Origin of the sequence: Hymenobacter chitinivorans DSM 11115, from assembly GCF_002797555.1 — a bacterium.
Lineage (GTDB): Bacteria > Bacteroidota > Bacteroidia > Cytophagales > Hymenobacteraceae > Hymenobacter > Hymenobacter chitinivorans.
In genome coordinates this window covers 260,273-273,332 of record NZ_PGFA01000005.1, presented here as the reverse complement: position 1 = coordinate 273,332, position 13,060 = coordinate 260,273, and the positions used below count along the sequence as shown (strand labels likewise).

Below are 13,060 nucleotides of genomic sequence, written 5' to 3'. Positions count from 1 at the left end.
AAGAATTACCAAAACTGCTCCGGGGCCCGGGTCAACGTTGTTTCCGGGCTTAAAACCACCCAAAAAAGCCGCCCCGCTGCTGTTAGCAACCGGGGCGGCTCGTTGTCGGTTCAGGCTTCTGGCTCGAAGCCCTTAGTTATTGTTTTTGCGGGTGTCGTTCTGGTCTTTGTTGCCGGCGTTGCTGCCGCCTTCCATGCCGTTGGTCTGGCTGGCGTCGCCGTACTCGCCGCGGATACCGTCGCCGTTGCCCATGTTGCTCTGGGTGCTGGTGGTGGCGTCGTTTTGCTGGTCCTGCCCTTCCTGCTGGGCCTTCTGGGCGGCGGCGTAGGCCTCGTTTTTCGAGGTACCGTCCTGGCCGTGGTTGGTGGTGCTCACGCGCTTGGCACCGCTGTCTTCGGAAGTATTGCCGGGATTATTGGGTTTGCTGGACATGAGAGTGGGTTTTGGATGGTTGTTGGTTGTTAGTTGCTAGTTGTTAGTTGCTAGTTGTTGGTTGTCAGTTGTTCGTAAGAACGACCGAACAACTGACAACCAACAACTAACAACTAAAGCTGGGGCACTTGGCCGGTTTCGCCGCCCGATACGCCGGTGCCGGCCGAGGTGGAGCTGCCGCCCACGTCGCCGTCGGCCGCGTTGCCGGGCTGGTCGTAGTTGGGGCCGGTGCTCACGCGCTGGCCCTTAATTTCGTGGCCGCCTTCGGTGCCGCCGCTGCCGGAGTTGTCGTCGGCGTTGAGGCCGCGCAGGGCTTCGGTGGTGCCGGGCGCCTGCCGGCCTTCGGGTTGGCGCTGCTCCGACTGCGAGGTGGTGGCCTGCTGGATGTTGCGGCCGTCGGTGGGTATTTCCTGAGGATCTTGCATAAGCTGGGGGCTAGGGTAGCAAAGCACCGCCGCTACGGGCCGTGCCCTAGTCTATACGCCGGGCGGCCGGGCTGGTTAGGCCAGCGTGCTGGTTTTGCCCGCAGTTTTTCTCATCTTACGGGTTGATACTCCGCCGTATAGTTCAGCTTCGCCCATGTCTGCCCCGCTTTCCCCGAATTCCGATTTCCTGCTTTCCAAAACCGACGCCGAGCTGCTGTACCTGGTTCAGAATCCGGGCTTTTACCACGCCGACCTCATCATCCGGGCCCGGCACGAACTCAGCCGCCGGGGCATCTCGGTGGCCCCACCGCCCCTGGCGCCGGCCGCAGCCGAAACTGCGCCACCTTCCGGGGAGGCGCCGGCCCGCAACTGGCTGGCCCCGGCCCTGGGCGCGGGCCTGGTAGTAGCGGCGGCGGCTTTATTTTTCTGGCCCACGGCTCCCGCCAAGCCAGTGGCTGCGGCTAAGCCGACGCCCCCCGCGCCCCTGGCCTCGGTGGCCACGCACCAGCTGCCGGCCTTCGATTCGCTGACCACTGCCCAGCTGCGGCAGATGCCGGCCGCGTTGCCCGCCGCCGAGCGGGCCGATACCACCGCCCAGCGCAAGTTTCTGAACCTGGCCCGGCGGTTCTGGGAGGCCGAAAACCAGTCGAGCTACCTCTTCGACCAGGTGGTGGCCGGGAAAACCGACGCCACCTTTCCCGGGCAGGTGGCCATTACCCAGGACAAATGGCGGCGCCTGACCACTGCCCTGCGCTATAGCCACCGCCTGCAGCCCACGATGCTGCGCGAGTTGGCCCAGATGCGGCGCGTGGCCGTTATCCGGACGACCACCCTGGAAGCCCAGCGCGGGGCCTACGAAGTGGGGGCTCCGGTGCTGAACGAGTACTCCATGCTGCTGAACGACTCGGTGCTCTACCTGCGCCAGGGTTTGCTGGGCGTGCCGCCGGCCCGGCGCCTCACGCCGGGCACCCTCACCAAAACCCGCGTTAAAGTGGCTCCGGCGGTGAAAATTCAAACCCAGCTGCCCCCGACCCGCCCCGGCCACAACCCGGTGTACGTGCTGGACGGGGAGCTGCTGGCCAGCGACGCCCAAACCGGGGAAGCCCCCAGCCAGGTTCAGCAGCTGGCCCCCGACGATATTCAGCGCGTGACGGTCCTCGACGGGGACATGGCGGTGCGGGCTTTCGGGCCCCGGGCCCACTCCGGGGCCGTTATTGTTGTTACCAAAGCGGCGGCCCAGCGGGAGCAGTAGCGGCCTGGCCAAACTTTTGCCGTCCTTCCGGCTTTTAAATTTACTATGGCTGCCGAGTCAACATTTGCGGAGCTATTCGCTCAAAAAACGGACGCGGAACTGCTGTACTTCGCCCAGAATGCCCGCCGCTACCCACCCGCCCTGGGCCAGGCCGCCGTGCGGGAGCTGCAGCAGCGCGGCCTGGTGCCCACCGAGACGGTCGAGCCGCTGCCGCCGGCCCCTGCGGCAGCCCCCATCGAGCAGCCCTGGTACCAACAGGCCGCCGATACGCTCGGGAGCCTGCTGCGGCCCTCGGCCTCCTACTACATTACCCCGCTGCTGCTGGCCCTGAACTTTCTGGTGTTTGCCCTGATGGTACTGGCCGACGTGGATGCCTTTGAGCCCCGGGCGGCCGACTTGATTCGGTGGGGCTCCAACTTTTCGCCCCTGAGCCTGCACCAGCAGCCCTGGCGCCTGCTGACCAGCTGTTTCGTGCACGGTGGCCTGGCCCATTTGCTGCTCAATAGCCTGGCATTGCTGTTTCTGGGCCGGCTCACCGAATCCCTGGTGGGCCCCCGGGCGCTGCTGCTGCTATACCTGGCCAGCGGGGTGGGCGGCAGCCTGACCAGCGCCTGGTGGCACACGATGGGCGTCAACTCGGTGGGGGCTTCCGGGGCAATATTTGGGCTCTATGGGCTGCTGCTGGCCCTGGCCCTCACCGGCGCCGTACCCCTAAGCCGGCCGCAGCGCTACGGTTTGCTCTGGCTAGTTATGCTCCTGGTTCCAAGTCAGTTGCAGGCCGGCCTGGAGGGAGGCGGCCCCACCGACAATGCCGCCCACCTCGGGGGCTTGCTTACCGGCAGCCTGCTCGGATTGCTTTACGCGGCCGTTGCCCGTAAGTCCAAGCCAATAGAATAGCAACCCCTAAAGATGTGATTGAACTTTTTATTTATTAGGTTCTACCTTTGGGCCCTTGGCAACCTTATGCCTTATTCCTTCATCTAGTTTAAACAGCTGTCAGTACCTCATCCTCACTTTCCTCTTTCCTTACGTGCTATGAAAAAAACTTTTTTACGCCTTTTTCTTCTGGCCCTGACCAGTGCCGGAACGCTTACGGCGGCCTCGGCCCAGACCCTGCCCAACGGTAACCTCGAAACCTGGGTCACCCGCGGTACCGCCCTGGCCCCGACGGGCTGGGCCACATTTGATGACGTGCTGATTTCGCTTGGATTTCCCATTCCGACCGGCACGACGAGCCGCTCCACCGATAAGCACGGGGGGCAGTACGCCGCCCTGTTAGAAAATAAAGCCAACCCGCTGCTGGGCGTAACTTTCCCGGGCGTGTTGATTATTGGCTCCAGCGCCGACCTCAATGCCGACTTTCCAGGGGGAGTACCCTTCACGGCCCGGCCCGCCAACATGCAGTTCTACTACAAGCTCACGGGGGCTGCCGCAGCCACCGAAATGGCCGCCGCCCAGGTGGTTCTCACCCGCTGGAATGGTTCGGAATCGGTTATAATAGCTGCCGGCGGAACCGACCTCGCTCCGGCGGCCAACTACACGCTCCAGACGATTCCGCTGGACTACGAATCGAGTGCCGCCCCCGACTCGATTCGCATTCTGTTCGCTTCCAGCACCCAGGATGCGCCCACCGTGGGCAGCGCCCTGCTGATCGATGACGTGGTGATGACCGGCACGGCCCTGGCCACGGTCAACGCGGCCCGCAACGCGGCTATTACCGTGTCGCCGAACCCGAGCAACACGGGCCTCTTTACGCTCAGCACCTCGCGGGATGCCAGCTGGACGCGCTCGGCTTATACCGTGACCGACATAGCGGGTCGGGTAGTATTGCGCGGGGCGGCAGCTCCGGTCAACGCTTCGGGCCAGCGCACCGTAGACCTGCGCGGACAACGGGCCGGGTTGTATACCTTGCGCCTCGATACGCCCGAAGGACCGGTAGTTCACAAACTTCTGCTGCAGTGACCGATGTAACCTCACCTTCCGGTGATTCTTCCGACCGCCCTTCGCGCTGGCGCCGATTTTCGGCGGCGGCCCGAAGGGCGGTTTCGCTTCCAGCCCAGGGCCTCGACTACCTCTACCACACGGGCCAAGCCTACCGGCACTTCACCCTGCCCATTCTCAACGGCGCCATCGGCGACCAGCTTGCTGCCCGCCAGGATGCGCGAGCTATTCAGATGAGCTTCCGCCAGCTGGGTGCCGACGTGGCCGTGGCCGACCTGCACCTGCCCGGACCGCCGCGCACCACCGTGGTGTTTCTGCACGGCCTGATGGGCGACGAGCTGATCTGGCAGGCGGGCAGCCCCGCCGATGTGCCCCGCTACGGCCCGCTGCTGCAGCGCGAGGCCGGGGTGCGCTGCCTCTACGTGCGCTACAACAGCGGCCTGCACATTTCTCAGAACGGCCAGCTGCTGGCCGGGCTGCTAACCGAGCTCCTGCACCAGCACCCCCAGGACGTGGGCGAATTGGTACTGGTAGGCCACTCAATGGGCGGCCTCGTAATTCGCAGCGCGGGCTATTATGGCACCCATACGCCCACTGGCACGCCGGCCGAGTGGGTAAGCCGGCTCCGGTCGGTGTTTTTGCTGGGCGTGCCCAACGACGGCTCGTTTCTGGAGCAGAACAGCCACCTGACCTCCGTGATGCTGCGCAAGATAAACGTGGCCCCGACCCGCTTTCTGAGCAAGGCCATGGACCAGCGCAGCAACGGCATCAAAGACTTGCGGCACGCCTTTCTGGTGGATGCCGACTGGCAAAATCCGCACGCCGACGACCTGTTGATGCCGCCGCGCACGGTAGTGCCGCCCCTGCCCGGCGTGCGCTACCATGTGCTGGTGGGCTCCCTGCTCAAAACCGCTACTTCGGCCCTGCACCACTACTTCGGCGACGGGCTCGTGGGCGCCGGTAGCGCCGTGGGCCGGGTCTTCGGCGACCCGGCCCTGCCGCCCGAGGCCCAAGTGCAAACCCGCGTATTTGCCCAGCAAAGCCACGCCGGCCTGCTGTCGAACCCGGAGGTGTACCAGTACCTGCGGGAGCACCTGTAGTCGGGTCGCAGCAACGCCTCGTCGGCAACCTATAAAAAAATGCCCCAGTCGTAAGTCGACCGGGGCGTTTTTTTATAATTAATAAACACCTAATAAATAATAATACTCACTAATGATAAAAATTGATAAAATAACAATAATTATAATTCAATAAAGCTGTTTATAATTCAAATAATATAAAGTCAAATACATTATTGATAATCATGGTCATTTTATTCCAGTAGCGCTTTTTCATACAATCGTTGTTTGCAGTGCCTTTCTGATGATACAAACATATACCAGGCCTACACCGAATTGAAATTTATTACACCAAGTCGGAGTTTCTAGGGACCAACCTGGCCTTGGAGCAGCTATCTGACTTGGCAGCCACTCTAACGTCAGGTCAGAGGCAGGTACTAGGATTGAATAGGACAGGTCGACATTTGGCGCCACATTCTTTCCCAGTGCGGCTACCACCCGCTGGCCTAGCCAGCCAACGAAGCCGGCCTATATAGACTATGTGACAAAGCAAGAGGCCGGCCCGGGATAACCCCGGGCCGGCCTCTTCATAAAATAATTAATCCTAATAAAATAAGTTATTCACACTAATAATAATTCATACATAAACCAAGCCTAATCTAAAATTTTACTAGCAATAGACATTAATATAAACCCTAATTATCTTTGATATTTATTTTTACATAACCATTGGAACATAAGTCTACTGTCAGCTTAATTACATTCGCATGTACGGCTATTCTGTTTACTATTTCCGTGCTGATGATACAAACATACCTACCACCTTCAGCCCGCTGAAATTTATTACACCAATACCCGCTTTGGCAGGATAAACCCGCCCGATAGCAGGGAGCTACGGGCTGTGGCAAAGCAAAAAGCCCCGGGCCGTTGAATTCGGCCGGGGCTTTTTGTAGGGGAATGATGTCGCACTGGGACGTCCCGCGGGACTTAGCCGGCGCTACCGCTCAGGCTGAGCATGGTGAAGGCGCTGCTCACGCTCAGGGCGGGCACCACGAGTCCATTCTCGGTGGTTTCCTCGGTTAGCACCGCGGCGGCCCCATCAAGTGTTGCTTGCGCCGCCGTGAAGCTCAGCCCGTGCAACAGCACGCGGTAAGTGGCGAAAGACGGGGTGTAGTCGCCTTCAATAGCTTGGGTGATGCTCAGGCTGGTAGGAGTGCCCGCCACGGTGAAGTGGCGCGTGGTACTCTGGCCTTGCTGGTAGCCGTAGCCCTCCCCGCCGTCGTCGTACACCACGCTGGTTTCGGAGCCTTGCTTGAAATACACGTGCAGGGTCAGCTCTTCCACCTGTTTCTCGCCCACGTACTGCATCAGCGGGTACATGGGAATAACGGCGCCGGCTTTGACGAACAGCGGAATCCGGTCGAGTGGGGCGCTGGCCCACACTTCGGCACCGCCGGCTTTGGCCTCGTCGGTCCAGTAGTAGAACCAGTCGCCGCGGGGCAGATACATCCAGCGGCCATCGGCGCCGGCCTGGGTGATGGGGCACACCAGCAGGTGGTCGCCGAGGCTGAACTCGGCCATGCGCAGGTAGGTTTCCGTGTCGTTCTGGTCCAGGAACGTGAGGGGCCGCAGCACGGGCGTACCGTTTTGCACGTACTGCCAGAAGGTGGTGTACATGTAGGGCAGCAGGCGGTAGCGCAACTCAATAAAGGAGCGGGCCAAATCCAGGTACTGCTCGCCGAAGCTCCAGGGTTCCTGGTCGCCGTGGTCACCGCTGGAGTGGGTGCGGAAGAACGGGTGAAAGGCCGCCAGGGCCACCCAGCGCACGTACAGCTCGCCGTCGGGCGTGTCGATGAAGCCGCCCACGTCGGAGCCCACGAAGCTGAAGCCCGAGATGCTCAGGCGCTGGCACTGGATGTTGGCCAGCCACAGATGCTCCCAGCTGGCGATGTTGTCACCGGTCCAGGCCGAGGAGTAGCGCTGCCCGCCGGCGTAGGTGCTGCGCGTAATGGTGAAGGGCCGGTTAGGGTAGCTGAACTGCTTGACGCCGGCGGCCGTGGCCCGGGCCATTTGCATGCCGTAGATGTTGTGGGCCTTTTTGTGGGAAGCCGAGTGCCCGTCGTAGCTGAAGCGTACGTCGTCGGGGAAAGTACCCTTTTCGAACACGGCCGGCTCATTCATGTCGTTCCACACGCCCCGCACCCCGTCTTCCTGAATCAGCCCTTTGAACAGGCCCGCCCACCACTCGCGCACGTCGGGCCGGGTGTAGTCGGGGAAGTTGCACAGGCCGGGCCACACCGAGCCCTTCATCAGGGGGCCGTCGGCGCGGCGGCAGAAGTAGTCGTTTTCGAGGCCTTCCTTAAATACGCTGTAGTTGGGGTCAATCTTGATGCCGGGGTCGATGATGACAATGGTCTTGAAGCCATCCTCGGCCAGCTCCTTCACCATCTTCTTGGGGTCGGGGAAATGGGTGGGGCTCCAGGTAAAGCACCGGTAGCCGTCCATGTAGTCGATGTCCAGATACAGCGCATCGCAGGGAATTTTCCGGTCCCGGAAGCCCTTGGCGATGCCGCGGAAGTTGCTTTCGGGGAAGTAGCTCCACTTGCACTGGTGGTAGCCCAGCGCCCACATCGGGGGCAGTTCGGGCGGGCAGGTCAGGCGGGTGTACTCCTGGGTGACTTCGGTGAGCGTGGGGCCGTAAATGAAGTAGTAGTTCATTTCCCCGCCCATGGCCCAGAAGCTGGTCACGTCGGCCCGCTCGGCGGCGAAGTCGAACGAGGCCTTGAAGGTGTTGTCGAAGAAAATGCCGTGGGCAATTTTCTGCTGCAGCTCCAGATAGAACGGAATGTTTTTGTAGAGCGGGTCCGAGCCCTTGGTGTAGCCGTAGGTATCGGTGCCCCAGTTGGTGAAGCGCTTGCCGCGCAGGTTCATGTTGTCGGGCTTGTCGCCGAGGCCGTAGTAGTGCACCCCACTCTGCACCTGCTTGCTCATCTTGACGATGTCGTTGCCGGTTTCGTAGTCGTACTCCCAGTGGAAGCCTTTTTCATCGGCCGACAGCAAGGTGCCCGAGCGGTCCAGCACCCGGGAAGCGGCGTTTTGCTTGCTGATGGTGCAAATCAGGCGCTCGGTGGTGATGCGGTAGTGGTCGGGCTTTTCGCGAAACTCCAGAAACTCCAGCGCGGCCCGGGGCTGGTCGGCGGGCACGGCGTAGCTGAAGTCGGCGGCAAAGCCGGCTTCGGTGGCGTAACGGAAGCGCAGAATTTTGTCGGTAATGACCTGCACGCTAAGTTGCACGCCATTGTCGCAGGTAAAGAGGAAATCGGGGCCCTGCTGGGCGCAGGAAAGGACTTGACCGGGGAAGAATTCCTGCTTCCCTTTGGCGGCCAAGTCATTGACCATGTAGTTGTTTTCCTGAATCGAATCGGCCATCGATGGGTCGTCTGGAAGAAGTGGGCAAAAATAACTCCGGCCCGGCCGGAAGCACAACAATTAAGCCTGCAAGGTAAAAATGATTCCCGCGAATTTTGCCTAACATTAGCGCCTCAACCGCTGAAACCGTATTACAGGGCTACCAAGCCCTTTTTCTTTCGCTTCTCTTTCGCCGTCACCGCCTGATTCTTATGGAAAGCAATCCTCTCAATGTGTTATTGCTGGGCTGGGATGAGGCGGCGCCGGCGGCCGACGCGGCTTCGGTGGCGGCCCTGGACCTCTCGCGCCAGCTGGCCGAGCATGTTCCCGTATCGGTCATCGTACCTCGGCTGTCGGACTCCGAAACCCTGACTTCCGCCGACCAGGTTATCCGGCTCAACCTGCTCAGCGCCGCCCAGCTGGCCGCGCAGGCTATGGCCCGCCCCGCGGCGGCAGCCGGCTCGTGGCAGGCTCCGGCCGCCCCGTATGCCGGAGCCAGCGCGCCGCCAACAGCTCCCCAGTCTGAGGTAGCGGCGGCAGCCCAGCAAGGTACCGCGGCCCCGGCTTCGGCCGCCACGCAGGGCACGGCCCTTGCGGCAACTCCGTCCCCGGCTAGCCGCTCCGCTACTGCCCGCCCGACGTTGCTGAACGAGGATGACTTTGCCGAAGCCACGGCTGAAATCGGGGCGGATGAGGCGGCCGACATCCATCAGCCGGCCGACAACCTGACGCTGGAGGCTTCGGCGGTACCAACGGCGGCCAGCGTGGCGGGTCAGCCCGCTCCCGCCACACCGGCGGCCGCGCAAACGGCGGCCCAGGCCTCGTTTGTGCAGGCTCTCAACGCCCTGGACAACGCCGAGGACGATGCCGACCTCAACTTCCGCGTCATTCAATACGCCCGGTTTGCCACGCCGCTGGCCGTGAGTCAGCCGTTTGGGGTGGTGTACGCCGCCGACTGGCACGCCTGGCTGGCGGGCCTGGAAATCCGGCAGCTCACGGGCCGCCCCCTGGTGCTGCACGTGCAAACCCTGGCCGCCGACCGGGACTCGCCGGCCGACCGGGGCTGGATCTTGGAGCTGGAACGCTTAGCTTTGCGGCGGGCCGACCTGGTGCTGGCTTCGACCGAGGCCCTGGCCCAGCGCCTGATTTCATTCTACAACATTCCCGCGGCCCGGATTCGGGTAGTGGCGGCCGACGATACCACGGCCCTCAACGACGCGCTGACCCAGGTGACGCCCCGGTCGTAAGTACGGCGGTTCACCCTATTCCCTTTTTCATGTCCGAATCTTTCGAACAACGCTTTTCCGCCGCCCTGGAGCTGGATGACACCGACGGTGGCGTGCAGATCCTGATTCCCTTCGTCCCCGGCGAGACGTTTCAGCAGAAGCCCCCGTTTCACGTGCGCGGCACCATCGACGGGTTTCCCTTCCGCCTGACGCTGGTACAGAATGCCGACGGCGAGTACATGCTGCCCGTGGGCAAGCAAATCCGCCGGGCCATCGACAAAACCTGGGGCCACGACGTGGAAGTCATCATCCAGCTCGACACCGAGGAAGCCTCCTTCGAGCTGCCCGAAGATTTGGCCCGGGCTCTTTCCCAGGCGGGCTACCGGCCCAAGTTCGACCAGCTGCCCTACCCCTACCGCCGCGAGTACGTGCAGTGGATAGAGCGGGCCAAAAAGCCCGACACCCGGATGCGCCGCATCAAGGAGGCCGTGGAGCGGATCAGCGCCGGCAAGAAACTCGACTAACTTGCTGTTGCCCGATGGAGCAGGTGTATTCTTTCGAAGCCCAACTGGTAGGCCACGACAGTGGCGGCAGCTTCTGCATTCCGCCGCTGGATGTACCGGCCACCTTTGGCAAAAAAGGTCAGGTGCGGGTGCGTGGTACTATTGATGGCTACGCGTTTCAGTCGACGCTGGCTCCGATGGGCGGACGCCACCTGCTGATGGTGCACAAGGCCACCCGCGAGGCCATCGGCAAGCAGCCCGGCGAGGTGGTCAGCATCACGATGCAGCAGGATACGGCCGAGCGCACAGTGGAAGTACCCGAAGATCTGGCCCAGGCCCTAGCAACTGTGAGCGGCGCACGGGCGACGTTCGACCAGCTGGCCTACACCCACCGCAAGGAGTACGTCCGCTGGATTACGGAAGCCAAAAAAGCCGAAACCCGGCTGCGTCGCCTGACAGAGGCCGTAGCCCTGATTACTACGGGTAAAAAGCTGAGCTAGGAAAAGCTGTCCTAATTGACTAAAAAAGGCCGTCGGTACCGACGGCCTTTTTTAGTCAATTAGGACAGCTTCCGCTTACACCCGGGCCAGCACCAGGGCCGTGCGGTTGGTTACGTACAAGCTCAGCTTGTTGACCTCATCCTCCTGGAACGTTTCGTAGGTCAGCGAGTCATCCACGCGCTGGAAGCCACCGAACTGGGCTGCGTCGGAGGTGAGGACGATGCGGTAGCGGCCGGGCTGGGGCACGAAGAAGCGGTAGTCCGGGATGCTGGCCGTGACGTGGAAGTTGAAGATGAAGATCAGGCCGGCCCGCTCGAAGATGAGCACCTGGTTGGTGTTATCCTGGTTGAGCTCCTTGGCCGGCGGGGCCGACAGCAGGCGGCGCTGCCGGGCCGTCGTCACCATAGCCTTGTCGAAGGCCTGGAAGTACTGGTACTTCAGGTCGGGATTATCGGCCAACGACCATTGGCGGCGGGCGTGCTGGTAGCTCCAGTTGTTGCCTTGGCGCGGGAAGTCAACCCACTCGGGGTGGCCGAACTCGTTGCCGATAAAGTTGAGGTAGGCTTCCCCGCCCAGGGCCAGCGTCAGCAGCCGGATCATCTTGTGCAGGGCCAGGCCGCGGGCCACGATGTCGCTGGGGTCGTCCTTGTGCATGTTATGGTACACGGCGGCGTCCATGAGCCAGTGCGAGAGGGTTTTGTCGCCCACTAGGGCCTGGTCGTGGCTTTCGGCGTAGGCCACGGTTTTCTCGCCCAGGCGGCGGTTAGACAGCGTGTACCACAGCTCGCCCAGGTTCCAGTCTTCGTCGCGCTTGTGCTTGAGCAGCTTAATCCAGTAGTCCGGGATGCCCATGCCCAGGCGGTAATCGAAGCCAATGCCGCCTTCCGGAATGGGGCGGCAGAGGCCGGGCATGCCGCTCATGTCTTCGGCAATGAGCAGGGCACCTTTCTTGAGCTCGTGCACCAGCGTGGTGGCCAGTTGCAGGTAGAGCACCGCGTCCTCGTCCACGTCGGGGCCGAAGTACTGGTCGTAGCTGCCAAAGGCCACGCCCTCGCCGTGGTGGTGGTAGAGCATGCTCGTGACGCCGTCGAAGCGGAAGCCGTCGAAGTGGAACTCCTCGAGCCAGTAGCGCAGGTTGCTGAGCAAAAACTGCTGCACTTCGGGCTTGGCGTAATCGAAAAGTTTGGAGTCCCAGCCGGGGTGGTTGCCCCGCTCGCCGGGGTGGAAGTACTGCCCGCCGGAGCCGTCGAAGTTGGCCAGGCCCTCGGCTTCGTTTTTCACGGCGTGGGAATGGACCACGTCGAGCAGGACGGCAATGCCGCGGTTGTGGGCCTCGTTGATGAGGTATTTGAGGTCTTCGGGCGTGCCGAAGCGGGAGGAGGCGGCAAAGAAATTGGCCACGTGGTAGCCGAAGGAGCCGTAGTAGGGGTGCTCCATGATGGCCATCAGCTGGATACAGTTATAGCCCAACTCCTGTATCCGGGGCAGCACCTGGTCGGCAAACTCGCGGTAGGTGCCCAGGCGGTGTTCCTCGGTAGCCATGCCCACGTGGGCCTCGTAGATGAACGGCTCCCGGACGTAATTCTGGAGGCGGAATTTCTGGTCGGTCCAGGCAAACGGCGTGTCAGGGCGCCACACCTGCCCGGCAAAGTCCTTGCTGTGCTCGTCCTGCACGGCCCGGCGCAGAGTGGCCGGCAGGCGGTCCTTGCCCCCGTTGGCGGCCCCCACGTGCAGCTTGAAGCGGCTGCCGTGGGTGAGGCGGCCGGCGTAGTCCTTATCGGGCAAAAACACTTCCCAAACGCCATCCGCGCCCTTTTGCAGGGGGTTGGCGCCCCGGTCCCAGCCGTTAAAGTCGCCGATGAGGGACAGGTAGGTGGCAGCCGGGGCCCACTCCCGGAACCAGTAGCCGCGGCGGCGCCCGTCGTAGTTCAGACCCAGGCGCTGGTGGGCGGTGGCAAACTTGGCCAACGAGCCGCACTGGGCGGTAATAGCGGCCAGGCGCTGTTCCAGACGCTGTTGGCGGGCTTGGAGAATAGATTCGTAGGGGGCCAGCCAGGGGTCGTTTTGCACCAGGGGCAACGTGGGCTCGGCGGCAGTCGGCGAAGATGATTCCATAGCAACGGGAGAGGTTGAAGCCAAATCTACGATTCCCGGGGCAGAGCGGCCGGGTGGGCCCAAGGTAGTAGTGGGCCGGGACTGATTGCAAGGCGCCGGGCCTGATTTCCGGTTGTAAACGTTCTAAAAAATTAAATATACACCCGGCCTGAACGATGAGCCGCGGGCATTTTTCACCCATTGCCGCGCCGGGCACTTCC

Annotated in this window: 11 protein-coding genes; 7 read left to right on the top strand and 4 right to left on the bottom strand. The window is 62.2% G+C overall.

All coding sequences use genetic code 11. The annotated features are described in order from the left end of the window. Positions 1 to 132: 132 nt before the first annotated feature. A complete protein-coding gene (locus CLV45_RS23805; RefSeq protein ID WP_100338999.1) occupies positions 133 to 432 on the bottom strand; it encodes a hypothetical protein in 300 nt (99 codons plus the stop codon). Positions 433 to 545: 113 nt separating this feature from the next. Next, entirely contained in the window at positions 546 to 857 is a 312-nt protein-coding gene (locus CLV45_RS23800) for a hypothetical protein (protein ID WP_100338998.1), read from the bottom strand. Between the two features lie 154 nt (positions 858 to 1,011). Here CLV45_RS23800 and CLV45_RS23795 point away from each other — a divergent pair, with 154 nt between their 5' ends. The 4 genes from CLV45_RS23795 to CLV45_RS23780 all read left to right on the top strand — a co-directional run bounded on the left by CLV45_RS23795 (position 1,012) and on the right by CLV45_RS23780 (position 5,150). Further along, the gene (locus CLV45_RS23795; RefSeq protein ID WP_100338997.1) at positions 1,012 to 2,109 is read left to right on the top strand and encodes a hypothetical protein; all 1,098 of its coding nucleotides are present in this window, start codon (positions 1,012 to 1,014) and stop codon (positions 2,107 to 2,109) included. Positions 2,110 to 2,154: 45 nt separating this feature from the next. Continuing rightward, positions 2,155 to 3,006 carry a rhomboid family intramembrane serine protease gene (locus CLV45_RS23790; RefSeq protein WP_100338996.1) on the top strand — a complete coding sequence of 284 codons (852 nt, stop codon included), beginning with the start codon at positions 2,155 to 2,157 and terminating at the stop codon, positions 3,004 to 3,006. Between the two features lie 138 nt (positions 3,007 to 3,144). Next, positions 3,145 to 4,071, top strand: coding sequence for a T9SS type A sorting domain-containing protein (locus CLV45_RS23785; protein WP_100338995.1), 927 nt, complete (start codon positions 3,145 to 3,147; stop codon positions 4,069 to 4,071). After that, entirely contained in the window at positions 4,068 to 5,150 is a 1,083-nt protein-coding gene (locus CLV45_RS23780; protein ID WP_100338994.1) for a lipase family alpha/beta hydrolase, read from the top strand. Before CLV45_RS23785 ends, CLV45_RS23780 begins: the two co-directional genes overlap by 4 nt. A gap of 945 nt (positions 5,151 to 6,095) precedes the next feature. Here the strand turns inward: CLV45_RS23780 and CLV45_RS23775 are convergent. Next, positions 6,096 to 8,537 carry a glycoside hydrolase family 31 protein gene (locus tag CLV45_RS23775; RefSeq protein WP_245882980.1) on the bottom strand — a complete coding sequence of 814 codons (2,442 nt, stop codon included), beginning with the start codon at positions 8,535 to 8,537 and terminating at the stop codon, positions 6,096 to 6,098. Positions 8,538 to 8,728: 191 nt separating this feature from the next. Between CLV45_RS23775 and CLV45_RS23770 the strand changes: the two genes are divergently transcribed. Genes CLV45_RS23770 through CLV45_RS23760 form a run of 3 tightly spaced genes read left to right on the top strand, consistent with a single transcriptional unit; the run spans position 8,729 to position 10,745 of the window. Then, complete coding sequence (locus tag CLV45_RS23770) at positions 8,729 to 9,763, top strand: glycosyltransferase (protein ID WP_100338993.1); 1,035 nt, start codon at positions 8,729 to 8,731, stop codon at positions 9,761 to 9,763. A 29-nt stretch (positions 9,764 to 9,792) separates the two neighbouring features. After that, positions 9,793 to 10,266 (top strand): YdeI/OmpD-associated family protein, encoded by a 474-nt coding sequence (locus CLV45_RS23765; protein ID WP_100338992.1) that lies wholly within the window; start codon positions 9,793 to 9,795, stop codon positions 10,264 to 10,266. 14 nt (positions 10,267 to 10,280) lie between these two features. Next, a complete protein-coding gene (locus tag CLV45_RS23760; RefSeq protein WP_100338991.1) occupies positions 10,281 to 10,745 on the top strand; it encodes a YdeI/OmpD-associated family protein in 465 nt (154 codons plus the stop codon). Between the two features lie 75 nt (positions 10,746 to 10,820). Here the strand turns inward: CLV45_RS23760 and CLV45_RS23755 are convergent, their stop codons facing one another. Further along, entirely contained in the window at positions 10,821 to 12,860 is a 2,040-nt protein-coding gene (locus CLV45_RS23755; protein WP_100338990.1) for an alpha-amylase family glycosyl hydrolase, read from the bottom strand. Positions 12,861 to 13,060 lie beyond the last annotated feature (200 nt).

Excerpts from the sequence above, each read along its gene's own strand:
- CLV45_RS23770 (WP_100338993.1), top strand. The coding sequence starts at position 8,729 with ATGGAAAGCAATCCTCTCAATGTGTTATTGCTGGGCTGGGATGAGGCG.
- CLV45_RS23760 (WP_100338991.1), top strand. The coding sequence starts at position 10,281 with ATGGAGCAGGTGTATTCTTTCGAAGCCCAACTGGTAGGCCACGACAGT.
- CLV45_RS23805 (WP_100338999.1), bottom strand. The coding sequence starts at position 432 with ATGTCCAGCAAACCCAATAATCCCGGCAATACTTCCGAAGACAGCGGT.
- CLV45_RS23755 (WP_100338990.1), bottom strand. The coding sequence starts at position 12,860 with ATGGAATCATCTTCGCCGACTGCCGCCGAGCCCACGTTGCCCCTGGTG.
- CLV45_RS23765 (WP_100338992.1), top strand. The coding sequence starts at position 9,793 with ATGTCCGAATCTTTCGAACAACGCTTTTCCGCCGCCCTGGAGCTGGAT.
- CLV45_RS23790 (WP_100338996.1), top strand. The coding sequence starts at position 2,155 with ATGGCTGCCGAGTCAACATTTGCGGAGCTATTCGCTCAAAAAACGGAC.
- CLV45_RS23795 (WP_100338997.1), top strand. The coding sequence starts at position 1,012 with ATGTCTGCCCCGCTTTCCCCGAATTCCGATTTCCTGCTTTCCAAAACC.
- CLV45_RS23775 (WP_245882980.1), bottom strand. The coding sequence starts at position 8,537 with ATGGCCGATTCGATTCAGGAAAACAACTACATGGTCAATGACTTGGCC.
- CLV45_RS23800 (WP_100338998.1), bottom strand. The coding sequence starts at position 857 with ATGCAAGATCCTCAGGAAATACCCACCGACGGCCGCAACATCCAGCAG.
- CLV45_RS23785 (WP_100338995.1), top strand. The coding sequence starts at position 3,145 with ATGAAAAAAACTTTTTTACGCCTTTTTCTTCTGGCCCTGACCAGTGCC.